Genomic DNA, 25628 nt, shown 5'->3' with positions numbered 1-25628 from the left:
GACCAGAGCCCAAGGGATTTTTCGGCCCGGACAGGAGACCCCAAGTTCTCGCAGAATGACCGGCACCGATCGGTCGCTTTGCACGTTGAAGAACGTCCGAAGATCGTCACGCGTCGCTGAGTGTTGTGCCATGTTTCACCTCCGGAGGAGGAGAAAGGAAAAGCCGGCGGGTAATCCAAATTTTGGCGGTTCTGGCTCAGTTCTGCAGGTGCGGCACTTTCGTGTAGAGGCGCCGAGACACCGCCGTTTCAGCGTCGAGGTATCGATGCCCGGTTGCATCCACCTCGATGAGCCGGGTCATCGCACCCATCGAATAGAGTTTTCCGGGATCCCAAGTCGTGTCGACATGGCTGATCTTGATCTTGATCGTCAGCTTGTCCGTCTCCCAGTCGTCGCTTTGAAGCGCGAATAGGAAGCTGTCGCCGGTCTTGCACGCCACCTTCTGCGCCGCCCGTAGCCAGCGATCTCGATCCTTCGGCCAATGCGACGCGGATTGCTTGCTGTCATAACCTGGGAGAAGAAAGAGCGGGTATCTTTTGTTGCGGTGCAGAAGCACATTCGAGAGGAACTGCAACTCAGCAGAGGATCGGCACTGTGCGATGTGTTCGACTTTGAAGCCTGCAAACGCCACGTTAGTTCCCCGTCCGCAATTCACCACATGCGACGCGAATCGGCACAGAACGCCTTGCCCGTTGGCAATCGGTTCGAGTGTCGTAAACAGTTTGCTCTTATCTCGGAGCTCGGAGATAGCCGCATGGTAGACGCGATTGTCCGTTGCACCTCGCGGCCCGATGGTCTTGCGTAGGCTGGAAAGCCGAATCCGGCACCCTTTCGACGCGGCAATGCCCCACGCTCTCTTGTCGGGCAGTGTCATGCCGACAGCGAGATATAGTCCGTGCACGAGCCGCAACGCGTTCAAGCTAAGAGTTTCGCGGTTCAACAAGTCAATCATGCCCACCGGCATCGAGTAGTAGTCTTCGTTCACAACGGTCTCCTGTTTGGTGTCTCAGGAAGGTCGTCCTGTTCCCCGGCGAGGGAAGAAAATGTTTGATCCGTGAAAATCCGGCTGCTCCCCGTGGAACTGCGCTGACCGCCCGTGAAAATCCTCGAGTGTCCGTGAAGATCCGGTTCTGATCCGTAAAAAATCCGGCAATCAGCCGCGAAAGCACGGTGTCAAAGCGTGCTCCATGAGACAGGCATGTGTCCAAGTTGTTGTTTTGTGGAATTTACTCCGGTCGAGAACAACTTTTGGAACTGTATTAGAACCCCTCCTTAGAAAAGATTTCCCGGGCAAGTGAAGCGAACGCATGCCGTGATCGAGGGCTGAACCGTCTCCTCGAAACAAACCGTTTTGGGATTTGCAGACCACTCCCACTTCCCGTTCAGGTTTGGCGCTGTGTCAGGCCGCACGCGGCCATTCGTTGAATTACATTCCTCAAGTAAATCAACGAATGATTGCACGAATACAGAGGTTCGAATGACTGAGAAGAGCACTGCCGGGCGGAAGCCCAATTTCAACCAAGCCGATATCGCGAACGCTATCGCTGATCTGCGTCGTAAAAAGGAGGCCATTAAGACTGCTAGTGTTGTCCAATGGCTCAAAGAGGCCGGGATCGCCAAATCCCCTAGCTCGGAATCTGTGAAGAAGGTCATGCAAGAGGTTCTTGATCGCGAGCGAGAAGAGGAGGAGCGGCGGTTGCTTAACGGATTGCCGATTTGGATCAAGAATGAGCTCGAACCCGGCGTGGCCGCTTTGACTTCGCACCTCCAACTGATGGTGGCCAAGGTGCACGAGCAGACGCAACAAGCTGAAAACCGCTCTCGGGAGGAAGCAGAAGGGTGGATCAGGTTGCGTGATCGGCAAATTGGCAGGCTGGAAGAACAGCTTGTCGATCAGGGTGATCAGCTTGAAAAATGCACTCAGGACCTCGAGGAAGCGATCCGCAGGGCTGAAGAATACGCAGTTGAGGTCGAAGAGCTTCGGATGAAAAATATTGAGCTGAAGAGCGCAAATTCCGCCCTCGAAAGGGCCTTCCAGACACTTTCGATGAGCCCAAGTGCATAATCCTAAAAACCCCGGCGCGCATCGAACCGGGGTGCCGGAGTTCGCGGAGCCAGGCGTCTCGCGATAACTCGCTGCTCTTCAAACCTCTGGCATTCCCTTTACGCGGCCAAACCGCTTCTGCGCCGCGATCCGGAAGGGGGCATTGGCGGCTCCGAACCCTTCGTAACCATTTCTTCGTTCGAGGATTTCGAAGAACATTCCTCCCGCGAATGGGCGGGAATAGAGCTGAAGAAAGGCGCCCGTCGCGTCCTCGTCATAGAGGATGTTGGCGGACTGCAACTTCTGCACAAATTCGCGCGACAATTCGAAGCGCGCTTCGAGATCGGCGTAGTAGTTGGATGGTATTGGCAATGGATCGAAGCCAAGATCGGCAAGCGACGCAGCGGTCTTCAGCATGTCCGTGGTTCTCAGAGCGATGTGCTGAACCGATGCTCCGAAGCCATGTGTCAGGAAATCTCCCGCGAGGGTTCGATGCGTCTCGGCGCCGTTGAGAGTGACCTGCAGGCCCTTTCCGTTCCCGGACCCGCGCGATGCGATGGCTTGGCTGCGGACCAGGCCGTCGGGGTCGATCACATCGACCATCGGGGCCTTCTGCATGTCGAATAGCGTCGTGTAGAAAAGGGTCCAGCTGAGCATCTCATCATACTCCATCGTCTGGGCCAAATGGTCGATGGAGATCAGACCGGCCTCGCATTGCGATGTCTCTTCCGCGGGCTCGAACTCCACGTCCCAGACGTCGTTGAGGCCGCTGGAGCCATCCACGAAGTGCAGAACCGAACCTCCAAGACCGCGGATCGCCGGAATTTCCAATTCCCCGGGCCCGATTGGTTGCGAGAAGGTCTTCGCGCCGAGGGCGCGTGCACGCGTAACCGTCGCCGCGGCATCCGCGACCTTGAGACCGATATCGCAGACATTGGTGCCGCGCGCGGTCCAAGTGGAGGCGGCGAAGCCCGTTGTCTCGGCGTTGATGAGAATCCGGATATCGCCCTGCCGCCAGACTTCCAGCTTCTTGTTGCGGTGCCGTCGCGACATGTGAAAGCCGAGGGTGGAGAGCAATGTCTTCAGCGTCTCCGCTTCGGCGCCCTGGGCCGCGAATTCGATGAATTCGACACCTTCCACTGCAACGCGTGCCGGAATCTCTCTGATCTTTTCTTCCAGCCCGGGCTCGGTGCGGCGGACATCGTCCATCAGCGCCACCAGTGAGCGATAGCCGTCGCGTGCGATGGTCCGCGTCGGGCCGCCGCGGAACTGGTCGTTGAAAATCTCGAGGCTCGCCGGTCCGTCGTAGCCGGTGGCCATCACGGCGCGCATGAAGCCGGAGACGTCCAGATCACCCTCGCCCGGCATGTTGCGGAAGTGGCGCGACCAATAGAGCAGGTCCATATCGATCGCCGGAGCATCGGCAAGCTGGACGTAGAAAATCTTGTCGCCCGGGATCCGCCGTATCGTATCCGGGTCGATCTTGCGGGCGAGCGAATGGAAGCTGTCGAGGATCAGGCCGACGTTGGGATGGTCCGCCCGGCGCACCACTTCCCACGCATCGCGGTGGTCCCAGACATGACGCCCCCACGCGAGCGCCTCGAACCCGACACGGATGTCGTAATCTGCGGCAAGCTCGCCCAAGGCGGCGAAATCGCCAGCCATGCGATCGATCCCGCCGAGCGCCTCGGGATGGACGGAGGAACAGACCAGCATGTCGCGGGTGCCAAGCTCGCGCATGAGCTCGAATTTGTGCTCAGCGCGTTTCAGGGCGCGGTGGCGCAGCGGAGCCGGAAGCCCTTCGAAATCCCGAAAGGGCTGAAAGAGGAAGATTTCCAGCCCGTGATCGCGCACCATCTGGCCGACTTCGCGCGGCCCGCCGTCATGGGCGATGAAATCCTGCTCGAATATCTCGATCCCGTCGAATCCCGCTGCAGCAATCGCCTCGAGCTTTTCCTGCAACGTTCCCGAGATCGAGACAGTTGCGATGGCGGTTTTCATTGGAGGCCTCCTTTCAGGATGTGGCCGGGACGGTTTTCGCGAGATCGCTGCGCAAACGGGCGACGTCGAGCGGCAGACCCGTGAAGAGCTTCCAAGCATCGACGCCTTGCCAGATGAACAGCTCGTAACCGGAAATGACCTGCAGGCCTGCCGCTTGCGCCGCGGCGAGGAATTCGGTCTCGACCGGCGTGTAGACGGCGTCGAAGGCCCATGCGCTGGCGATGGCGGATTTGGGAAGCGGCGATCCCGGATGGCCGGTCATACCGACCGGGGTCGCGTTGATGAGGCCCTCGGCGCCTTCGGACATCTCGGCGGCGTCCCGTCCCACGGTGACGCGAAGTCCCGGTCTCGCCGCCTTCAGTTCCGAGGCGAGGACATCGGCCTTCTGGATGTCACGGTCCGCAAGGCGGATCTCTGAAGCGTCGAGCGCGACCAGCGCGAAGGCGATGGCCCGCCCCACGCCGCCGGTGCCGATAAGCAGAGTTGCTCCGGGCGGAGTGGAACCGCGTGCGGCGCGATAGGCGGAGATGAAGCCGGAGTGATCGGTGTTGTGGCCCTCGGCTCCGGTGGGTTCGAAGAGGACGGTATTCACGGCACCCAGCCGCCGGACCATCGGGTCAGAGATACGCACCAGCGCCGCCACCTTCTCCTTGTAGGGGTAGGTGATGTTGAGACCCCGATAGCCCTGTGCCGCGCACTCGGCGAGGATCGTCGCGTGACCCTGTCCGAGCTCGCGCGGGACAAGCCGGTCATAGGTCACCTTCCGTCCGTTCTGCAGCCCGGCCAACCGATGAAGCCGCGGAGCCTGCGAGACGGCGATATTGTCGCCGATCAGACCCAGCCGGATGACTGCATCGTCTGACGCTGTCTCAGAAGGGCTCTCGGGGGCAGGCATCACTTGGCGCCTTTCACGAGTTGGGCGATCCGGTTGATCGCGAAGCCGTAGCCCGCGATGCCGAAACCTTCGATCTTCGCCGTTGCCGCTTTCGAGACGTAGGACGGGTGACGGAATTCGTCGCGCCGGAACAAGGCCGAGACGTGAACCTCGAAGATAGGCCCGTCGAAGATCAGCAGGGAGTCGAGGATCGCGATCGAGGTCGAAGTGAAGCCCGCCGGGTTGATCAGGATGGCGCAGGCGTTCGTGCGGGCCCATTGAATCCAGTCGACGATTTCACCCTCGTGGTTGGATTGGCGGAAGTCGATCTCCACCCCCGCCGCGGCCGCCGCGTCGCGGCTCAACCGCTCTGCATCCTCGAGCGTGTCGTGCCCGTAGATCTCTGGCTGACGCGTGCCGAGCAGGTTCAGGTTGGGGCCATTGATGACCAGGATTGGAAGGTCTTTCTGGGCCATGAGAGGTCTCCTGATGTGCGGCCCTGTCAGCCGCCGTAACCGTAAAGCCGCGGCAGCCACAGCACGGTGCCCGGCACGAAAGTGATGATTGCGAGCCCGACGATCATGATGATCAGGAAGGGCACGAGATGGCGGATCGTCTGGCCGATCGGGGATTTGGTGATCCCGCTGACGACGAAGAGCAGCAATCCGTAGGGGGGCGTTGCAAGGCCGATCATCGTGTTGACCACGACGATCACCCCGAAATGCACCGGGTCCACGCCGAGCGAGACTGCGGTCGGCAGCAGGATCGGCACGATCACGAGGAGGATTGCATTGGCTTCCAGCAAGCACCCGAGCACCAGCAGGAGCACGTTTACCATCAGCAGGAAGGTGATCCGGTCGAGCTGCATGTCGCCCAACGCGCCGCGGATCTCGTTCGGGATCTGCTCGACCGTGACCACGTAGTTGAAGGCCAGCGCCCCTGCGATCAGGATGCCTACGCTCGCGGTGGAGCGGGCGGATTGGCACACGGTTTCATAGGCCGCGCGCAGGCTGACGGAGCGGTAGAGGAAAGTCGAAATCAGGAAGGCATAGAGCGCGGCGAGTGCGGCCGCTTCGGTAGGCGTGGTAATGCCGCCGTAGATGCCGACCAGAAGGATCACCGGCATCAGCAGCGCAGGCACGGCGCGCAACGTGATGCGGGGCATTTCTCGCACCGGGACGGGCACTTCCACTGGGAAGCCGTGACGCCGTGCCTGGATCGCGTTCATTACCATCAGCAGGAGCGCGAGGATCAGACCGGGCCCCACGCCGCCGAGAAAGAGGTATCCAATTGAGGTGTCCGAGACGAGCGCATAGAGCACCATCGGGATCGAAGGCGGTATGATCGGGCCGATGATCGCGGCGGCGGCGGTGATGGCCCCAGCATAGGCGGGTGGATATTTCCCGTCCTTCGTCATCAGCTGGATGATGATCTTGCCGATGCCCACCGCGTCGGCGATGGCGGATCCCGACATGCCCGAAAAGATCAGCGATGACACGACGTTGACATGGCCAAGCCCGCCACGGAAGCGGCCCACCAGTGCACGGCAGAAATCCAGCAGCCGGTCGGAGAGCGAGCCAATATTCATCAGGTCAGCCGCAAAGATGAAGAGCGGGATCGCCAGCAGAACGTAGGAGCCGTAGAGCCCGCGCAGGACCTGCTCGGCGGCGATGCTCATGTCCTGATGCTCGAGCAGAAGATAGAGGATCGAGGCCCCCAGCATGGCATGCCCGATCGGCAGGCCGACGATGGCGGTGGCGACGATGGCCGCCACGGCGAGGGTGAATTCCCAGCTCATTCGGAGAAATCCTTGCGCGCGACTTGCGTCAGATCGGGGCTGTCATCTTCGGGGCCCGGACCGCGCAGCTCTTTGACGAGAATCCAGCCGTAGCGCAGGATCGTGACCGCCGTGAAAATTGCGAAAACGGAGAAGACGTAGCTGAAGGGGATCTTCATGTAGGCCGTCTTCTCGATCTTCATGAAGGAGATGTAGCTGAGGACATCCGGCAGTGAGGCCGCATAGATGCCGACGATGAAGAGCGAGAACAGAATGCGGAAGACGCGGCGAACCTTGGGCCGGACAGCGCCGTAGATGATGTCGAAGCGGATCTCGTCTTCTTCACGCGCCGAGACGGATTGTCCCCATAGCACGACCCAGAGCCACGCGATGACGCAGAGCTCGACCGTCCAGCCGACGGGGTGGTTCAGCACGTAGCGCATGAAAACCTGAACGATGAAGGCCAGGAACATGGCGGCCAGAAGCAGCGCCGGAACGGCGTCCGCCAGACGGCGCGCTACGTTCCGCCAGCGGCGTCTCGTGTTTTGCATCGGTTTGCCTTTCGAGGGGCGAAGGGCCGACACGGCCCCCCGCCCTCAGCTTGTCCGGGGTTCAGGCCTGGATCGCGTTGATCTGTTCGAGCATCCCCTCGGGCCAGCTCTTGGCGAAGTCGCTGGCGAGATACTTCTTCTGGGCGTAATCCCGGAAGGCGGCGCGGTCGGGTTCATAGACCTCGAGGCCTTGCTTCTTGAAGAAGTCCACCAGTTCCTGCTCGCGCTTGAGGTGCTCCTCGGTGCTGGCGGCGATTTCCTTGTCCACGGAGTCCTTCAGCAACTTCTGCTGATCGGCGTTCATGTCATCCCAGATTTTCTTGGAGATACCCAGCACGTCGAAGCCGACGAGGTGGCTGGTCAGTGCGATCTGGCTCGTAACCTCATAGAACTTCATGTTGTAATCATTGGGCAACGGGTTGTCCTGACCGTCGATCGCCCCGGTCTGGAGGGCGGTATAGACCTCGGAATAGGCCAGCGGCGTAGGGCTGGCGCCGATCGCCTCGCCAAGGAACTGCCACGCGTCGCCGCCCGGCATGCGCAGGGTCATACCCTTCAGATCTTCGGGCGTGTTGATCTTCTTCTTGGGCTTCAGGTTGACCTGACGTGCACCGAAATAGACCGGCGCGAGGACATGCAGCCCGGCCTTCGCGGCAAGGTCATTGAGTTGCTTGCCCACGTCGCTGTCGAAGACGGCTTTCATATGGGCCGCATCGCGCAGCACGTAGGCCGCGGTCAGGATCGACCATTCCGGCACCTGATCGGCCAGCTTCTGCGGCGCGACGAGGCCCATTTCCAGCGTCCCGCGCTGGATCGAGGTCAGTTCTCCCCCCTGCGGGACGAGCGTCGACTGGTTGTAGACCTGCAGGTCGAAATCCTTGGCAACGTCTTCGGAAATGCGGGCAAAGGCCTTGGCGCGAATATCGTTATTCGACACCACCGAAGACAGGCGGAGTCGTTTGCGATCTTGAGCGAGTGCAGTGCCAGCCATCAGGGTCGCGGCTGCGCCGGCGGCCCCTGTCGCCAGCACGCTGCGGCGAGTCAATTTGGTCATAGTTCCTCCCTTTCGCCGCATCGAGAGCGGCTGATCCAATTCGACATCTCGATTTTCATATGTCAACTTCAAAAATATCATACATTTTTATTTTTGACGCACAAAATCACGAGCGGGTGTTTTCATCCACCCGTTGCGCCGGCTGTCAGATGCCGTCGTTATAGGTGCTCAGGGAACGCGACCGGTCGCCAGAATGTGGTCGACGCCGCTTTCAACATGGGAGATCAGCAATTCCACGGCGGCATCCGCATCCCGGGCCAAGGTCAGGTCACGCAGGCGAATGTGGTCTTCCTTCGCCTTTTCGCCGCGAAATTCCAGAATGATCATGTGATAGCGCATGAAGCGATCGAAGACCGAGGAATGCGTGCGCATCAGGTTCGGCCTGTCGCAAGCTGCGATCATCGCGAAGTGAAAATCCCAGTCGTGACGGACCCAAGGTTGCACCGGCCCTTCACCGCCCGCGATCAGCTCTCGCTCGATCATCTCCAGTTTGTAATGCGATGAGACGACCCCCGCTTCCCACTCGATATCGCCGTTCGCTATGGACTGGCGCAGGGCGTGGGTCTCGAGCAGCAGACGCAGGTCGGCCAGATCGCGCAGGTCGGCCTTGCTGATCGGCGCCACTTCGAAGCCGCGTTGTCCCTCGGCGGTGACGAGCCCTTCGTTCGTCAGGCTACTGAGCAATTCGCGCAGGGTCGTCACGCTGACATCGTATTTCTTGCGCAGCAGATCGAGCTTCAGTTTCTGCCCCGGCTTGAACCGCCCGTGCACGATGTCCCCACGAAGGCGCCGATGGGTGATGTCCCCGACGGTTTCTCCCGGATGGCCACTGATATCGAACTTATGAATCTTCACGTTTGAGGCCGCTACCTTGTGTTCCTTCCCGACGGTTATCGCCCCGCGTCGAGACTGAGCCAAGTGCTTTCCCTATTTTCCGTCCATCTTGTTGCGGAACTCGAACGCTGAAGAAGGGAGCGTTTCTCCGAGAACCCCGAGCATTCCTCCAGTGCCGCCAGACTTAGCGGCGGGTTACTCCTGACAGCTTTGGCGGGCTCAGGCCTCTGCCCTGATTGCCGAGAGAATCCGGTTCTCGGCATCTCTCAAGCCGCGTTGCGGAGACTTGCCGTGGAACACGATGTCGTGGATTTCCTCGCCCAAGGTCCGCTCGATCAGGTTGAAGGCGGGCACTGGCGGGCGCGCCCAGGTCACCAGTTCGTTTTTGCGGGCCATCCGGTCCACCATGCTGACGATCGGCGAGGAGGCGAGGGCTTCAGGGTCCGCGCAGACCGAGAAGCGCGGCGCGACGGGGAAGCCGTTCTTCACGTGCTCCTTCATCGCTTCGGGAGACACCATCCAGGCAATCGCGTCGATGATCTGTTTCTGGCGGGTCGGCTCGACATAGGAGGGGATGGTCAACAGAAAGCCCCCGACCGGCGCGGAGACACGCCGCATCCGGCGCGAAGGAGGCGGAAGGTAAGCCACGCGCCGGGCCACGCGAGAACTCAGCTCGTGCTCGAAGCGCGCGGCGCGCATCGTCCAGCAATAGGTCATCGCGGCCTGACCGGACATGAAGTAATGGATGCGTCGCTCCCAGTCGATGCTCGCGATATCCGGGGGCGAGACCTCCACAAGCTGCTTCATGTATTCGATCACCTCGAGCGCGTCCTCGGTGTCGATCTGCAGCTTGAGCGAGTCGAACGTATCGAAACTCCAGCTCTCCTGATTGCGCAGCGGCATGTCGATGACGGTGGTGCGACAGGCAGCGAGGAAGAACATGAAGGAATTCGCGATCGGCATGCCGCGTTGTCCGTTCCAAGCGATGCCGTAGAATTCGTTCTGCGGATCGTGGAAGGCGCGGGCGGCCGCGATCGTCTCGTCGAAGGTCTTGGGATAGGTGACCCCCTCTGCGTCAAACAAGTCCTTGCGCGCGGCGAGGATTTCGATCGTGCAATAGAGCGGAATGCCGTATTGCGTGCCCTTCCAGTTGCCCGTCCCCCAGACCGAGGGGTGGAAATCGAGCGAGTTGATGGCGGCATCAGAGATCAGGTCGTCGAGGGGCGCGAGCTCTCCGCGTTCGGCGAATTCACCCAGCCACGGCATGTTCATCGCAATGACGTCATAGCGCGGCGTCATCTCCGAGAAGGTCTGGCGCGACTTGGCGTAGAGATTGGGGAGACGTTGCAGGTCAAAGCTACTGCGCTTGCCGAATTCGTTGCGGAAATCCGACCACATGTTGCGCATCGCGATGAAGTAATTGTCGTCGTTGAGCAGGAACTTGATGTCGCTCAGGTTGAGTCCGGTGATGTCCTCGCCGCGCACAGGGGAGATGATCTGCGCTGCGAAATAGCTGCCGCCGAAATAGTATTCGCTCGTCTCGGTGCCTTGCCGTAGTCCGAAGGTCTTTGCCATGTGACCTTTGACGTGGATGGCATAGCTCATGAAGGCGCTGAGCAAACTTTCCGACGGCTCGAGGAAATGCGTCTTCAAGCCGTTCCCGCGCGGCACTTGCCGTATCAGCCCGTCATCGATCATCTTCATGATCATGCGGTTGCCGGTGCTATAGGGAACATCGGCAAGACTGATGAGCCCTGACTTGTCGATTGGGCTCAGTCGCAGATGTGCGTCGACCAGTTCCAGCGTGATATTCTGATAGACGTCGGGCTTGGCACCGGGCATCTGATGGTCGAACGGAGCCCGCAACCGTCGAAGAAAATCGACGATTCTGGAAAGCTCGTGGCTCGTCAGATCAGCATCCTGTGGTTGCATTGCGTCCGGATGCTGCCCGACCGGAGTCACCTTGTCGACAATTTTTCCTGCCATTTCACCAATGCGAAGAAATCTTCGTCCCTCATGCCAGCATTCGCCGCGCTCCGATAGAGTTCGAGGATCAGGCCGGTGGTCATCAGCGGCACGTCATTGCGGCGCGCGGCATCGCTAATCAGCGTGAAATCCTTGATCATTTGCGAGACGGTGAAAGCGGGGGTGTAGTCATCGTTGACCACGGCCTCTTGCTTGTATTTGAACAGCGGCGAGGCAACGGCGCTTTCACAGATCACTTCCATCATGTCGGCCCGCGACAGCCCCCCGCTCGCGCCAATGGCCAGCGCCTCCGATAGCACGGCCGAGAAAGCGCCGACGAGGGTGTTTAGCACGAGCTTCATATAGCGTGCTTCCTCGCCCTCTCCGAGGAAGAACTGCCGTGCCGAGAAGGTCTTGATAAGGGGGAGCACCTCGTCCCAGCCCGCACGATCGCCCGACGCAAGAACCGTCAGTGCCGCTTTTGCGGCGAGATCCGTGCTGCCGGAGAGCGGGGCACGCAGGTAGCGCAGGCCCGCCTCGCTCAGGATCTGCGCAACGCGCTCGGAACATTCCGGCGAGACGGTGCTCATTTCCACCAGCAAGGCCCCGCGCGGTAGGCCGTGAATTAGCCCGGTCTCTCCCGATACCACCGCTATCAGCGCGTCGTCATTGGGCAGCGTAGAGAAGACGACCTGCACATCGCGCAGATCGCGCGCGCAGTCGGCGGTTTTTGCGCCTTTCTCGGCAAGCTTCGCACGGTTGCCCGAATCGGGTTCCACAACGGTAAGCCCGACGCCGCTGTCGAGGAGATTTCGCGCCATCGGCCCGCCCATTTTCCCGACGCCGATCCAGCCGACCGCGCGAGATTCGGATTGGGGGAGGTGGGGCGCACTCGCCATGTTGCTCATCCATATGTCTCCGTTTGTCTTGCCTCACCCTAAGATGCCGCTTCGGCGAACGCTGAAATAATTTTTCCGGAGCGGAGATTTTTTTCCTGATGCGATCGGATCGGTTTGCTACGAATCATGGCAAGCAGCGCGACGGTGCCGCGGTCCGCCGAGCGGATCACAGGCCGCAGTCGCCGCGCCGACAGGACAGGAGGAGGTCGAATTGAAAGCCGTTCGTTTTCACGGAGCAAAGGATATCCGCGTCGAGGATGTGGAGGAGCCGTCCGGGCAGCTTGCCCCCGATGACGTGCTGATCGAGCCGATCATCACGGGCATCTGCGGCACCGATCTTCATGAATATATCGCGGGGCCGATCGTCACGCCCGCTGAGCCGCATGTCTACACCGGAGCAAGCAACCCGCAGATCCTCGGGCACGAGTTTTCGGCCCGCGTGTTGAAGGTCGGTGATGCGGTCAGCGATGTTGCGCAGGGCGATCGGATCTCTATCCAACCGCTCGTAGCGCCACGCAATGACTATTACGGAAAGCGCGGTCTCTATCACCTCTCGCCGCAGCTCGGCTGCATCGGCCTCAGCTGGGCCTGGGGTGGCATGGGCGAGAAGGCTGTGGTCAAGGACTACAACGCCCAGCCCGTGCCCGACGCGCTGAGCGACGAGCAGGCTGCGATGATCGAACCGGCGGCGGTTGCGCTTTACGGCGTCGATCGGGGCGGGGTGACGGCAGGCTCCACCGTGCTGGTATCGGGCGCAGGGCCGATTGGCGCGCTGACAGTGCTTTCGGCCCATGCAGCGGGCGCGAGCACGATCATCGTCTCCGAGCCGAATCCGAACCGCCGCCGGATCATCTCCGAGATTGCTCCCTATGCCTTCGTCGTGGATCCCGGCGCGGGCAACCTTCAGGAAGTCGTGGGCGATCTGACCGAGGAAGGCGTCGGCGTCGACGTGGCGCTGGAATGCGTGGGGCTCGAGCGCTCGCTCAACGCCTGCGTCGAGGCGGTGCGCCGTCAAGGCAAAGTCGTTCAGGTCGGTCTGCACATGAAGCCCGCCAGCATCGACGCCATGCTCTGGGCGCTCAAGGATATCACGGTCGAAGCGACCTGGTGCTACCCGACCCAGATTTGGCCGCGCATCGCGCGTATGGTCGCCTCGGGCAATTTCCCGATCGAGAAAGTCATCACGGCCCGCATCCGTGCCGAGGACGTCGTGGAGAAAGGCTTCGAGGCGCTGCTCGATCCTGCCGGGGAACATCTGAAAATTCTCGTCACCACCTGACGAAACCGAACTGCAAGAAAGGGGCGAAGACCCATGGCTGAACAGAATATTGCGTTGATTGTCGGGGCTACCGGTCTCTCGGGCAGCTACACCGCGCGCGAGTTGAAATCTCATGGTTGGACGGTCGTCACGGTGTCGCGCAGCGACGTCGATCTTGAGTGGTCCGACCGTCATATCGCCGCGGATCTGACCGATGCAGAGGGCAGCAAGGCCGCGCTGGCTGCGGCCAAGGATGTGACTCATGTGTTCTATTGCACGTGGTCGCGTCAGGCGAACGAGGAAGAGAACGTCCGCGTGAACGGGATGATGGTGCGCAACCTATTCGAGGGAATCGCAGGCGCGCCGATCAAGCACGGGGCGCTGGTCACGGGCCTCAAGCATTACCTGGGTTCGTTCGACGACTACGCCAAGGTTACGCCCTACACGCCCTTCCTTGAATCAAGTCCGCGTCTGCCGGGGCCGAACTTCTACTACGCGCAGGAAGATGTGCTGCTGGAGATGGCCGAGAAATACGGCTTCACCTGGTCGGTGCACCGCCCGCACACGATGATCGGCTTCACGGTCGGAAATTACATGAACATGGCGGTCACGCTCGCGGTCTATGCGTCGATCTGCAAGCACACTGGCAAGCCGTTCCTCTATCCCGGCTCGCCCGAGCAATATAACGCGGTCACCGACGTGACCGATGCGCGCATCCTCGCCAAACAGTTCTACTGGGCGGCGACGACGCCGGAAGCTGCGAACATGCCGTTCAACACTGCGAATGGCGACGTCTTCCGCTGGACTTGGCTCTGGGCGCGGATCGCCGAGTATTTCGGCCTCGAGGTCGCGGATTACCCCGGTCACACGACGCCGCTCGAAGAGCAGATGGCGGATGCGCCCGCGATCTGGTCCGAGATGGTCGCGCAATATGGGCTGCAGGACATCCCTGTGACCAAGCTCGCCTCGTGGTGGCACAGCGACGCCGATCTGGGGCGCGAGCTGGAATGCTTCACCGATATGACGAACAGCCGGAAACTGGGCTTCGACGCCTATCAGAGCACGCCGGACAGCTTCTTCGATGTGTTCGACGAGCTGCGCGCGCGCAAGATCATCCCGGCCGGAAACTGAGGAGACCACAATGCATTACGTGATCCATTGCCTCGACCACGATGGTGCCGTCGATAAGCGGCTGGCCAATTACGAGGACCACAAGGCCTATCTGGCTCAGGCGCCGGTGAAGACGGTTATCTCGGGTCCGCTGCTCGCGGATGACGAGGAAACCATGATCGGCAGCTGCTTCGTGCTGGAGGCTGACAGCCTTGCAGAGGTCGAAGACTTCAACCGCAACGATCCCTTCGCGAAGGTCGGTCTGTGGAAGTCCGTCTCGATCCGTCCGTTCTCGAAGCGCGTGGACAATCGCTGATGTCGGGGCCAGTCAAAATCGCCCTCGTCGGGCTCGGCTGGTGGGGGCAGAAAATGCTCTCCGTTCTGTCGAGCGCCCCCGAGGATATCAAAGTCGTCCGCGCAGTGGAGCCTAACATGGACGCGGTGCGCGATCTCTGCGCCGATAAGGGCGTGACGCTCAGCGCGGATTACGCGGATGCGCTGAACGATCCGGAAGTCGAGGCCGTCGTCTTGGCAACGCCGCACTCGCTGCACACGGATCAGATCGCAAAGGCGGTCGCCGCAGGCAAGCACATCTTCTGCGAAAAGCCGCTCGCGCTCACTGCGGAAGAAGCCGCTCGTTCGGTTGCGCTTTGTGCCGAGGCCGGGCTCGTCCTGGGCATGGGCCACGAGCGCCGGTGGGAGCCGCCGATCGCCGAGATGCTGGCGAAGGCCGATGCGGGTGACCTGGGACGTATCCAGCAGATCGAGGCCAATTTCAGCCACGACAAGTTCGTCGGCATGGACCCGAGCAACTGGCGTGTTCAGGCGAGCGAGGCGCCGGCAGGCGGCATGACCGCGACGGGCATTCACCTGCTGGATCTGTCGGTCCGCCTTCTGGGCCGCGCGGAAAGCGTGCTGTGCATCTGCGAGCAGCTGTCTTCGAAACTGCCGCAGGGCGACACGGTCGCAGCCTATGTGAAATTCGCCGGGGGAGGGACCTCCTACGTGTCGGCCTCGCTGTCGAACCCGTTCATGTCCCGCTTCACTGTCTACGGATCGAAAGGCTGGATCGACATTCGCGACAAGGCGCATGTCGAAGCGCCTGACGGCTGGATCGTGACCTCGGCCATGGCCGGTGGCCCGATCGAGACCGTGGAGATCGGCAAGGCCGAGCCCGTGAGGGACAATCTGGTAAGTTTCGCCCGCGCCGTGCGCGGACAGGAAACCTACCCGATTACCGCCGATCATCTGGTCGACAATATCGCGCTGCTCGAGGCGGTCTTCGCCTCCTCCCGCAGTGGTCAAATCGAACGCGTGGCGCAACCCGCCGCAGCGAAAGTTGGAGCCTGACATGAAAGCCCTGATCTTCGACGAACCAAACAAGCCCATCGTGACGCAGGTGCAGACGCCCGGCATCACCGACAACGAGGTGCTCATCCAGTCGCGCCGCGTCGGGATTTGCCATTCCGATTACGAGCTGCTGGCCGGTCAATACATTATCCCGATTTCCTACCCGGTCGTTCCGGGCCACGAATGGGTCGGCGAAGTCGTCGAGGTCGGGAAAAATGTCGACGGGCTCAAGCCCGGGGATCGTGTGGTCGGCGAATGCGTGATCAACACGCCCGAGCGCATCCACCACTTTGGCTTCTCGATGGACGGTGCGGATCGTGAATTCTTCGCCGCGCGTCCCGAATGGCTGCACAAGCTGCCCGATGCGGTGGATGATGCGAAAGGCGCGCTGATCGAGCCCTTCACCTGCGGGTATTACGCGGTGATGCGCCATGGCGGCGTCTGCGCGGCGGATACGGTCGTCGTTTCTGGCGGCGGCACGATCGGCCTCGTCTCGGCTGCCGCCGCAATCGGCATGGGCGCCCGCGTGATCGTGGTCGACCCGGTGCCGCTGCGTCGTGAGATCGCGATGAAGCTCGGTGCGGATGGCACGATCGATCCGACCGACGGCGATCCCATCGAAGCGGTGCAGGAGATGACCAAGGGCGGCGCCGATCTCGTGGTCGAATGCGCGGGCCATCCGGCCTCGCTGGCCAATGTCTTCGACTATGCCCGCGACGACGGGAATGTCTCTATGGTCGGCATCAATATCGGCCAGAAATTCCCGGTCGAGCTGGGCAAGATCCAGATCAAGAACCTCAACGTGCGCGGCTGCATCGGCTCTCCCGGCGTCTGGCCGGCGGCGATCCGGTTCCTGGAGCGCACCGGGCTCGATCTCTCGCCGATCCAGACCCACAGCTACAACATCGATGACGCGATGACCGCGCTGGAGCTTGGCAAGTCGCCCGACAAGGCGGTCAAGGTCACCTTGGAAATCAGCTGAGACGCGACGCGAGGGAGGAGGAGAAATCATGGCTGAGACGACGCCGCATAGCTTCGGAGGCCCGACGGGTCTGATGTCGATGCCCTTGTCGAAGGGCTTCGTCACCATCGTCGCCTCGACGCTGGCGCTCATCCTTCTTTGCGTCATCTTCGCACCCTCGGCGGTCACCGCCGGGTCGCTGATGGGCAGCCTGCCTTTCGCGGCGGTGCTTGGCATCGTCGGGCTCGGCCAGATGCTTGTGGTGCAGCAGGGCGGCTTCGATCTGTCGGTGCCGGGGTCGGTATCGCTTGCGGTGGTGATCGCGACCCACATGCCCAACGGGCAGGATGCCGGGCTTCTGCCCGCACTTGTCATCGCGGTCGGCTTCGCGCTCGCGGCAGGGATCCTGAACGGCATCATGGTCGCCTATTTCCGCCTGAACGCGATCGTTGCGACCATCGGGATGAACGCGCTTCTGTTCTCGGCGGTCTTCGCGATCTCCGGCGGTGTGCCGCGGATCACCACGAACCTGCTGGCCCATATCGCGGGCGGTCAGAGCCTGGGCATTCCCCATTCGGTCCTGTTCGCCCTCGCTATTCTGGCTCTCGTGTCCTTCGGTCTGAAAAAGACGGTGGCTGGCCGTCGCTTCGAGGCGATCGGGGCCAATCCGAAGGCGGCCCGCGCGGCGGGTCTGAGCGTCAAACCGTATCAGGCGATGGCCTATGTGGCGGCGCAGATCCTTTACTGCACCGCGGGCATCCTGATCGCAGGCATCACCCGCGAACCCACGGCATTTCAGGGCAACAGCCTGCTTCTGCCCTCGGTCGCCGTTGTGGTGCTGGCAGGGACATCGCTTCTGGGAGGGCGCGGCTTTCCGATCTCGGTCGTCATCGCCGCCTTCTTTCTCAATCAGCTAAGCCAGTTCGCTCTGTCGATCGGTGTGCCCTACTCGGCGCAGACCATCGTGCAGGCGCTCGCTCTTGTATTCGGCATCGGGGTCTACTCGATCGAATGGACGAACCGTTTCAAGACAGAACAAACAAGTTCTACAGAGGAGGAGAACCATGAAACTGTCTAACCTGAAAGGATGCGCTGCCTATATGGCGCTGGGGCTTGGAATTGCCCTCTCGGCCTCGGCGGCCAGCGCAGAGGACGCACCCTCCTGGTGCGGCCCGAACAAGGCCTCGCTGGCGCTGCTCGACGGTTTCGGGGGCAATAGCTGGCGTCTGGTGACGACCGCTTCGGGCAAGGAGGAAGCCGCGAAGTGTCCGAGCATCACCGACTACTACTATGCCGACGGTCAGGGCGACACGCAGAAGGCGATCTCCGACATCAACTCGATGGCGGCACGCGGTGTCGATGCAATGGTTGTCTTCGGCGATGCCGGTCCCGCGATCTTGCCCGCGCTGACCAAAGCATATCGCTCGGGCGCGGTCGTCGTGCCCTACCGTGTGAATGTCGGCGGGGAAGCCGGCAAGAACTACACCCGCTTCGTCGGTGCCGATTTCGTCTATGACGGCGAAAGCTGGGGCAAGTGGATCAAGGAGAACTTCCCGGACGGCGCGAACATCCTGTTCCTGTCGGGCCCGGCGGGCAACAGCCAGGGTCTGGACGAGCTCAAGGGGATGAAGAACATCCTCGACGACAGCTACAAGTTCCTGAACCCGGACCCCTTCGCGGTTACCAACTGGGATCCGTCCCTGACGCAGCAGGTGTTATCGGCCGCTATCGCGCAGCATGACAATATCGACGTTATCGTGTCCGACTTCGGCCCGTCGCTCGTGGGTGCGCTGCCGGTGTTTGCGAACTTCGACCGCTCGATCCCGGCGATCGCCACGTCCGATGGCAACTCGCTCGGCTGCTTCTGGGAGAAGGTCCACGCCGACAACCCCGATTTCAAGCTCTTCACGGTCGCGACCGGCAACGACAACGTTCGTCTCGCCGTGCAATGGGCGATCGCGGAAGCGACCGGTGGCACCCCGCCGTCGGAGGAAGTCTTCAAGGCCCCGAACTTCGAGGACTCGACCGATGGGGATCCGAACCCCGTTCAGTGTCGCTCGGATCTGCCCGGCGCGATCTATCTCTCTGCTCAGCTTTCGGGTGACGAGCAGGCGAAGGCCGTCGGCCAGTAACCTCCCCTGTCTCCGGGCGGCGCGATCCGCCCGGAGATACCCGCGCCAACCCCTCAGATCGGCGGAACTAAACGGATGATAGCATTGGCTGAAATCGAACCGATGGAGAAGGCGGACGGGCTCCGCGAAACGTCAACGGGCACCCCCGTGATCCGCTTGCGCGGTGTGTCGAAATCCTTCGGGGCGGTCCGCGCCCTGAGTGATGTGAGCGTCGACATTCACGCGGGCGAAGTGCACGCGATCCTGGGCGAGAACGGGGCCGGGAAATCGACCCTGATGAACCTGATCACAGGCGTTCTGCAGCCCAGCACCGGCCGGATAGAATTCGACGGGCGTGATGTGATGCCGCTCTCGCCGGAAAGCTCGTCGGCGCTTGGCGTCGCGATCTCCTATCAGCACCCGGCGATCTTGCCTGACATGACGGTGCTCGAGAACCTGCAGGTGTCACTGCCAGCCTCTGTTTTCCAAGGCGACCGCAAAGACCGCGTCGGTAAGCGTCTGCTGGAAGAGGTCGGCCTTGAGGTGCCGCTGAACGCGCGTGTCGATACGCTGACCATCGCGCAGAAACACCTGCTGGAACTGGCGAAAGCGCTCGCCGTCCAGCCCCGTGTGCTTATTTTGGATGAACCGACGGCCGCGCTCGATCAGGACGCGACGGATATGCTTTTCGCGAAGGTTCGGGCGCTGAAGGCCTCCGGCACCGCCGTCATCTATATCACCCACCGTCTGGCCGAACTGCGTCAGATCGCGGATCGCGTGACCGTGCTGCGCGATGGCCGTCACCGGGGCAGCGCGCCTGCGAGCGAGATCAGCAATTCCCAACTTCTGGATCTGATCGTCGGTCGCCGCCTGGCCTCTGCGTTCCCGCCGAAATGCGCCGACGCCAATCCCCCGATCAACTTTGAGGTGGAAGGCCTCAGCGGTCGCAAATTTTCGGACGTGTCATTCTCGTTCGGGCGGGGCCAGATCATTGGCGTCGCTGGCGTCGAAGGCAACGGCCAGTCCGATCTGATGCGCGCCTTGGTCGGCCTTCAGCCCTATCGCGGCGCGATAAAGCTTCATGGCCGGACGCTCGCATCCAAAGAACTCAAGCACGCAGCGGCTTTCATGCCTTCGGATCGTCATTCGGAAGGCCTCGCCGCGGATCTCACGATCCGGGAAAACGCGACCTTCGCCTCTCTCGACAAATATGCCTCAAGCGGCGTGCTCGATCGCAAGAAGGAAATGAAGAAAGTGCAGGAGGTCTTCTCCTCACTCGCGGTGAAGGCCGCAGGCGTCGAAGCGAAGGTCTCCCAACTGTCGGGCGGCAACCAGCAGAAGATCGTGATGTCCCGCGCTCTTCTCTCGGAGCCCGGCTTCATCGTGGCTGACGAACCCACGCAGGGTGTCGATGTCGGCGCGCGCTTCGAGATCTACCGGATCCTGCGCGAAGTCTCCGACGCGGGCACTCCGGTGATCGTCAACTCCTCGGACGCGGCCGAACTGGAAGGGCTTTGCGACGTCGTTCTGGTCATGTCGCGGGGCCGTATCGTCGAGACGCTGCGCGGCGAGGACATCACCGAGGCTCGCATCGTCGGCGCAGCGGTCCAAGCGGACACGCATGCCCATCATGTGGCCGAGGAACGGAGCGCGAAAGAGGGCTTCGGCGCGAAGCTGCGGCACTTCGTGCAGACAGATAATGCGACAATCGTGCCGCTTGCGCTGGTGACCGTGCTGCTCGCGCTCTTCGTGAGCGCGCAGAACGAGAATTACCTATCGTCCTTCAACGTCTCGAACATCCTGATCCTCGCCACTGCACTGGGCTTCATCGCCTTGGGGCAGACCATTGCCTTGCTGATGGGCGGGATCGACCTGTCGGTCGGACCTCTCGCCGGTTTCCTCGTGGTGATCGGGTCTTTCTTCATCAACGATGGCAGCCCGACCTCGACAATGGCGCTAGGTTTCGCGCTGATGTTCGGCGCGGCGATCGTCGTCGGATTGATCAACGGCGTGCTGATCCGTTTCGCCAATTTCACACCCATCGCCGCGACACTGGCGATGTTCATCGGCCTCCAGGGCCTGAGCTTCGTGCTGCGCGAAGGTCCGGGCGGCTACATCTCCTTCGACGTGATCGATACGCTCACCCGGAGCTTCGGGCCGATCCCGATCGCCTTCGTGGTGATGATCGTGATCGCCATCGCGATGGAGCTGGGTCTGCGCCGCAAGCGGGCAGGGTGGCAGCTTCGCGCGGTCGGCTCGCACGAGGAATCTGCGCGGCGGATCGGGATACGCACGGATCGGACCTTCGTGCTCGGCTATATCGCCGTGTCGCTGCTGACCGCACTGGGTGCGATCATGCTGATGGCGCAGATCGGCGTCGGCGACCCGGCGCAGGGCGTGAACTACACGCTGGGCAGCATCACCGCGGTCGTGCTGGGCGGCACCAGCCTTCTCGGTGGGCGCGGCACCTTCATCGGCTCGCTGCTGGGCGCGGTGCTTCTCACCGAAGTGCTCAACGCCGTGTCCTTCCTCGGGCTGTCGCAGGCCTACCAATACGGCTTCCAAGGGGTGCTGATCCTCGTGGCGGCGCTCATCTACACGACCGCGCGTCGGCGCAGCGAGGAGTAACCTCGCGGACCACGCTGGCTCAATTCAACGCCTCGTCTGTGCGAGGCGCAGGGAGGAACCATGCCTGAAGCGTTCATTTACACATCCAGCCCCGGGCGTATCGTCTTTGGCTCCGGGACCTCGGTGAAGGTCGCCGAGGAGGTGGAGAGACTGGGCTGCGCCCGCGCGCTGATCCTGTCGACGCCGTTCCAGAAAAACGACGCCGAGGCGCTTGCGAAAGACCTCGGGGAGATGGCGGCCGGAACCTTCACCGAAGCCGCGATGCACACGCCCGTCGCAGTGACCGAGGCTGCGCTCAAGATCTATAACGAAACCAAGGCCGATTGCGTCGTGGCGCTCGGCGGCGGCTCGACCATCGGTCTGGGCAAGGCCATCGCCTGGCGCAATGACGCACCGCAGGTGGTGATCGCGACGACCTATGCCGGCTCGGAAGTGACAGACATTCTCGGCCAGACCGAGAAGGGGCAGAAGACGACCGTCCGCGCCCCCAAGATCCGCCCGGAAACTGTGATCTACGACGCCGATCTGACCTTGGGCCTGCCGGTCGCGATGAGCGTTGCGAGCGGGTTGAACGCGATGGCCCATGCGGTCGAGGCGCTCTACGCGCCCGATGCGAACCCGGTCACGTCGCTGATGGCGGTCGAAGGGCTGCGCGCGCTGAAATCAGCGCTGCCGCGGATCGTCGAGACGCCGGAGGACCGCGATGCCCGCGCCGATGCGCTCTACGGGTCGTGGCTCTGCGGCACCGTGCTGGGCGCGGTCGCGATGTCGCTGCATCACAAGCTCTGCCACACGCTCGGCGGCGGGTTCGACATGCCCCACGCGGAAACGCACGCGATCCTGCTGCCGCATACCGCCGCTTATAACGCCGCGGCGGCGTCTGCCGAACTGGCGCGCGCGACCGAGCTGTTTGGTGGCGATCTGGGCGGCGGACTCTACGACTTCGCGCGCTCCATCGGCGCCCCTCTCGCGCTGGCCGACTATGGCCTCAAGGAAAGCGATCTGGCGCGCGCCGCCGATATGGCCGTCCAGAACCCCTACAAGAACCCGCGCGAAATCACGCGCGACGGCATTCTCGACCTGCTGAGCCGCGCCCATGCCGGGCAGCGCCCCGTCACGACCTGATAGGAATGAATGACATGACCCAAGAGCCGAAGATCGCCTATTTCACCGAGGACGCCTCGGTCGAAACCGTCAACGCCCGGGTTTCGGAGAGCACCGATCTGCGCCTCCAGACCGTGATGGCGAGCCTCGTCCGCCACTTGCATGCTTTCGTGAAGGACGTCGAGCTGACGCAGGCCGAATGGGACATCGCGATCGATTTCCTCACCAAGACCGGACAGATCTGCGACGAGAACCGTCAGGAGTTTATCCTGCTCTCTGATGTGCTTGGCGTCTCGATGCTGGTCGATGCGATCAACAACCGCCGCCCGACCGGGGCGACCGAGAACACGGTGCTCGGCCCGTTCCATGTCGATGGCGTGCCGGAATACGAGATGGGCGCGAACATCACGCAAGCGGGCGGGCGCGAGACCTGCCGCTTCTATGGCACGGTCACCGATCTCGACGGCAACCCGGTCGAAGGGGCGCGGATCGACGTCTGGTCGGACAGCGAGGACGGCTTCTACGACGTCCAGCAGCCGGACATTCAGCCGCGCAACAACAATCGCGGCGTGTTCACCACGGGGCCGGACGGGCGCTACTGGTTTGAGGGGATCAAGCCGGTCTCCTACCCGATCCCCGATGACGGTCCGGTGGGTAAGATGCTGGGTAAGCTCGGGCGTCACCCGTATCGCCCGGCGCATATGCATTTCATCGTCAGCGCCGAGGGCTTTGATCCGGTGACGACCCATACTTTCGTGGCGGGCGACAAATACCTGACCTCGGATGCGGTGTTCGGCGTCAAGGAATCCCTGATCGCCGAGTTCACCCCGGTCGAAAACGGCGAAACGCTGTGGGAGTCCAACTACGATTTCGTGCTGCACCGCGCGACCTGAGCAGGGGAGGATATCATGTCTGAACAAGAGCAAATGGGCGGCGTTGTCGTTACGGGTGCCGCACGGGGCATTGGTCTCGAGATTGCGCGGCGCGCCGCGGCGGCTGGATACGGCGTGGTGATTGCCGATCTTGATCAAGAGGCCGGCGCGGAGGCCGCCGCAGCCCTCACCGCCGACGGTGGACGCGCGATTTTCTGCAAGACCGACGTGACAGACCGGGCTGCCACCCGCGGGGCCATTGCCGCCTGCGAGGCGGAGTTCGGCTTTCTCCATGCCATCGTCAACAACGCAGGTTTCAACCGTCCGCAGCCGTTCCTCGAGACGACCGAAGAAAATTGGACGCAGGTCATGTCGGTCAACGGCATGGGCGTGATGATCGGCATCCAGGAAGCGGCGAAGGCGATGATCGCGGCCAAGCGGAAAGGCAAGATCATCAGCACCGCCTCGATGGCGGGCCGCGCCGGTTTCGGTGATTTCGCCCCATATTGCGCAAGCAAGGCCGCGGTCATCAGCCTGACGCAGGCGGCGGCCCGCACGCTCGCGCCGCACGGAATCACAGCCAACGCCTTCGCTCCCGGCGTGGTGGAGACCGACCTCTGGACGGTGCTCGACAAGGACTTGATGGAAATGGGCGTCTCCTCCGAGCCGGGTGAGGCCCTGCGCAACTTCGCCGCCGGGATCCCGCTCGGCCGGACTTCGACGCCCGCCGATGTCGCCGGAACGGTGGCTTTCCTGCTCTCGCCGGACTCAGATTACATGACCGGCCAATGCCTGCAGATCGACGGCGGGATGATCATGCAATGACCGCAACCGAGGAGATACGCCCGATGACGAAGCAACCCCCTTTCCCTCGGATCGCCTTTATCGGGACCGGTGCGCAGGGCGCATCGGTCGCCGCCGATTTCGCGCTGGCGGGGCTCGACGTCACCTTCATCGACCAGTGGCCGGCGCATGTCGAGGCGATGCGCGAGAAGGGGCTGACGGTCAACCTGCCGACACGGCAGCTGCACACGCCGGTCAAGGCGTTGCACCTGTGCGAGATCGCCGAAATCAAGGAGCCCTTCGATCTCGTCTTCATGGTGGTGAAAGCCTATGACACCCGCTGGGCGGCGGAAATGATCAAGCCGGTTCTGGCGGAGCACGGCTTCGTCGTGGGACTGCAGAACGGCATGACCCACGAGGCGATCGCCGACATCGTCGGCGCGCATCGCACGATCGGCGCGGTTATCCAGATTGCGTCGAACATGTGGGAGCCGGGGATCACGACCCGCCAGAACGACACGGACGAAAGCTGGTTCGCGCTTGGCGCGCTCGACCCCGAGCAACAGCCGCGGGTGCACGACGTCGCCGATATCCTGCGCCATTCCGGCACCGTTCAGGTGGTGGACGATATCCGCTCGGCGAAATGGATGAAGCTGGTGGTGAATGCAGCCGAACTGATCCCCACGGCGATCATCGACACAGCTATGCGTGACAGCGTCCGCGATCCCGAGTTTCTCGAGGTGATGCGGCGCGCCGGCTATGAAGCAATGGAGGCAGCACTCGCTGACGGCGCCACCATCATGCCGATCATCGGGATGCCGCCGGTGATGAGTAACCACCCGGAACGCTATGTCGACGAGATCTTCGACGAGGTCGTTCGCACCTTCTCAAGGGACGACACGCTGACGACCTCGCTGCAGGATTGGCGCAAGGGCCGTCGCGCCGAGGTCGACGAGGTGAACGGGCTGGTGGTCGACTTCCTCGAGGCGCGCGGCAAGGAGGCGCCGATGAACCGCAAGGTCGTGGAGATGGCGAAGGAGATTGAGGCCGGCCGGCGCAGGCATCACCCCGACAACGCGCGCGAACTTGTAGCGCATTACCGGGGGCTGGCGCAGGCGTAGCAAGGAACTATCGGGCGTCGTCGCGCAGTGTGGCTTCATCATTAGTTTCCAGAAAGGAGCTTCTACGCCATCTTGGAAATATTCGGTCTTTTCTTCTTTGACGCGCTATTCCGACGTTCGTGGCGTGTGCAGCGGAACTCAACTTCCACCATTCCTGCTTGGGCGCAGTGAACGGCCCACAGGCGACCTTGGCCCCACGTTCCGAATGCTGCGGTGCGGCCCGTCGAAGCAGCCGTTCGCGCATCGCGCAGCATTTTTTCGACTAAAACGTCGGTGTGCGGACAGAGCGGGCGTTCGCTGTATTTTGCACGAAGGTCCGCTCCCGTGGATT

General features: G+C 62.1%; 23 protein-coding genes. 13 read left to right on the top strand and 10 right to left on the bottom strand.

The window, feature by feature from the left end; genetic code table 11:
• Positions 1 to 196 precede the first annotated feature (196 nt).
• The gene (locus tag AC2TZ7_RS01245; protein WP_489865615.1) at positions 197 to 985 is read right to left on the bottom strand and encodes a hypothetical protein; all 789 of its coding nucleotides are present in this window, start codon (positions 983 to 985) and stop codon (positions 197 to 199) included.
• Positions 986 to 1477: 492 nt separating this feature from the next.
• Here AC2TZ7_RS01245 and AC2TZ7_RS01240 point away from each other — a divergent pair, with 492 nt between their 5' ends.
• On the top strand, positions 1478 to 2065 hold the full coding sequence (locus AC2TZ7_RS01240; RefSeq protein ID WP_489865614.1) for a hypothetical protein: 588 nt from the start codon (positions 1478 to 1480) through the stop codon (positions 2063 to 2065).
• Between the two features lie 78 nt (positions 2066 to 2143).
• On the opposite strand, the gene AC2TZ7_RS01235 is transcribed toward AC2TZ7_RS01240, so the two are convergent.
• The 9 genes from AC2TZ7_RS01235 to AC2TZ7_RS01195 all read right to left on the bottom strand — a co-directional run bounded on the left by AC2TZ7_RS01235 (position 2144) and on the right by AC2TZ7_RS01195 (position 12008).
• A complete protein-coding gene (locus AC2TZ7_RS01235) occupies positions 2144 to 4045 on the bottom strand; it encodes a bifunctional sugar phosphate isomerase/epimerase/4-hydroxyphenylpyruvate dioxygenase family protein (protein ID WP_489865613.1) in 1902 nt (633 codons plus the stop codon).
• Between the two features lie 13 nt (positions 4046 to 4058).
• On the bottom strand, positions 4059 to 4940 hold the full coding sequence (locus AC2TZ7_RS01230; RefSeq protein ID WP_489865612.1) for a shikimate dehydrogenase family protein: 882 nt from the start codon (positions 4938 to 4940) through the stop codon (positions 4059 to 4061).
• A complete protein-coding gene (locus tag AC2TZ7_RS01225; protein WP_134331207.1) occupies positions 4940 to 5395 on the bottom strand; it encodes a type II 3-dehydroquinate dehydratase in 456 nt (151 codons plus the stop codon). Before AC2TZ7_RS01225 ends, AC2TZ7_RS01230 begins: the two co-directional genes overlap by 1 nt.
• Positions 5396 to 5421: 26 nt before the next feature.
• A complete protein-coding gene (locus AC2TZ7_RS01220) occupies positions 5422 to 6717 on the bottom strand; it encodes a TRAP transporter large permease (protein ID WP_134331208.1) in 1296 nt (431 codons plus the stop codon).
• Positions 6714 to 7247: a TRAP transporter small permease gene (locus AC2TZ7_RS01215; protein ID WP_134331209.1), complete on the bottom strand. Its 534-nt coding sequence runs from the start codon at positions 7245 to 7247 to the stop codon at positions 6714 to 6716. Before AC2TZ7_RS01215 ends, AC2TZ7_RS01220 begins: the two co-directional genes overlap by 4 nt.
• Before the next feature lie 61 nt (positions 7248 to 7308).
• Entirely contained in the window at positions 7309 to 8301 is a 993-nt protein-coding gene (gene dctP / locus AC2TZ7_RS01210) for a TRAP transporter substrate-binding protein DctP (RefSeq protein WP_134331210.1), read from the bottom strand.
• A 168-nt stretch (positions 8302 to 8469) separates the two neighbouring features.
• The gene (locus AC2TZ7_RS01205) at positions 8470 to 9156 is read right to left on the bottom strand and encodes a GntR family transcriptional regulator (RefSeq protein ID WP_489865611.1); all 687 of its coding nucleotides are present in this window, start codon (positions 9154 to 9156) and stop codon (positions 8470 to 8472) included.
• A 198-nt stretch (positions 9157 to 9354) separates the two neighbouring features.
• Entirely contained in the window at positions 9355 to 10977 is a 1623-nt protein-coding gene (locus AC2TZ7_RS01200) for an extracellular solute-binding protein (protein WP_489865610.1), read from the bottom strand.
• A 116-nt stretch (positions 10978 to 11093) separates the two neighbouring features.
• Positions 11094 to 12008 carry an NAD(P)-dependent oxidoreductase gene (locus tag AC2TZ7_RS01195; protein WP_489865609.1) on the bottom strand — a complete coding sequence of 305 codons (915 nt, stop codon included), beginning with the start codon at positions 12006 to 12008 and terminating at the stop codon, positions 11094 to 11096.
• A gap of 202 nt (positions 12009 to 12210) precedes the next feature.
• On the opposite strand from AC2TZ7_RS01195, the gene AC2TZ7_RS01190 reads away from it, so the two are divergent.
• The 12 genes from AC2TZ7_RS01190 (at position 12211) to AC2TZ7_RS01135 (ending at position 25297) form a co-directional block, all read left to right on the top strand.
• Complete coding sequence (locus AC2TZ7_RS01190) at positions 12211 to 13278, top strand: 2,3-butanediol dehydrogenase (protein ID WP_088718331.1); 1068 nt, start codon at positions 12211 to 12213, stop codon at positions 13276 to 13278.
• 33 nt (positions 13279 to 13311) lie between these two features.
• Positions 13312 to 14388 (top strand): SDR family oxidoreductase, encoded by a 1077-nt coding sequence (locus AC2TZ7_RS01185; protein ID WP_134331215.1) that lies wholly within the window; start codon positions 13312 to 13314, stop codon positions 14386 to 14388.
• Between the two features lie 10 nt (positions 14389 to 14398).
• A complete protein-coding gene (locus AC2TZ7_RS01180) occupies positions 14399 to 14683 on the top strand; it encodes a YciI family protein (protein WP_038067927.1) in 285 nt (94 codons plus the stop codon).
• On the top strand, positions 14683 to 15717 hold the full coding sequence (locus tag AC2TZ7_RS01175) for a Gfo/Idh/MocA family protein (protein ID WP_489865608.1): 1035 nt from the start codon (positions 14683 to 14685) through the stop codon (positions 15715 to 15717). Before AC2TZ7_RS01180 ends, AC2TZ7_RS01175 begins: the two co-directional genes overlap by 1 nt.
• Position 15718: 1 nt before the next feature.
• Entirely contained in the window at positions 15719 to 16699 is a 981-nt protein-coding gene (locus AC2TZ7_RS01170) for a zinc-dependent alcohol dehydrogenase (RefSeq protein WP_088718334.1), read from the top strand.
• 28 nt (positions 16700 to 16727) lie between these two features.
• The gene (locus AC2TZ7_RS01165) at positions 16728 to 17756 is read left to right on the top strand and encodes an ABC transporter permease (protein WP_489865607.1); all 1029 of its coding nucleotides are present in this window, start codon (positions 16728 to 16730) and stop codon (positions 17754 to 17756) included.
• The gene (locus AC2TZ7_RS01160) at positions 17743 to 18810 is read left to right on the top strand and encodes a substrate-binding domain-containing protein (protein ID WP_134331218.1); all 1068 of its coding nucleotides are present in this window, start codon (positions 17743 to 17745) and stop codon (positions 18808 to 18810) included. The genes AC2TZ7_RS01165 and AC2TZ7_RS01160 overlap by 14 nt, the downstream gene beginning before the upstream one ends.
• Positions 18811 to 18894: 84 nt before the next feature.
• A complete protein-coding gene (locus AC2TZ7_RS01155; RefSeq protein ID WP_489865606.1) occupies positions 18895 to 21417 on the top strand; it encodes an ATP-binding cassette domain-containing protein in 2523 nt (840 codons plus the stop codon).
• Between the two features lie 60 nt (positions 21418 to 21477).
• On the top strand, positions 21478 to 22542 hold the full coding sequence (locus tag AC2TZ7_RS01150) for a maleylacetate reductase (RefSeq protein ID WP_489865605.1): 1065 nt from the start codon (positions 21478 to 21480) through the stop codon (positions 22540 to 22542).
• Between the two features lie 14 nt (positions 22543 to 22556).
• On the top strand, positions 22557 to 23414 hold the full coding sequence (locus tag AC2TZ7_RS01145) for an intradiol ring-cleavage dioxygenase (protein ID WP_489865604.1): 858 nt from the start codon (positions 22557 to 22559) through the stop codon (positions 23412 to 23414).
• Positions 23415 to 23429: 15 nt separating this feature from the next.
• Complete coding sequence (locus AC2TZ7_RS01140; protein WP_489865603.1) at positions 23430 to 24218, top strand: SDR family NAD(P)-dependent oxidoreductase; 789 nt, start codon at positions 23430 to 23432, stop codon at positions 24216 to 24218.
• A 23-nt stretch (positions 24219 to 24241) separates the two neighbouring features.
• Positions 24242 to 25297 carry a ketopantoate reductase family protein gene (locus tag AC2TZ7_RS01135; protein WP_489865602.1) on the top strand — a complete coding sequence of 352 codons (1056 nt, stop codon included), beginning with the start codon at positions 24242 to 24244 and terminating at the stop codon, positions 25295 to 25297.
• Positions 25298 to 25628 lie beyond the last annotated feature (331 nt).

The sequence above is a fragment of the Thioclava sp. ISO4 genome, from assembly GCF_058105145.1.
This window is presented reverse-complemented; position numbering and strand designations above follow the sequence as displayed.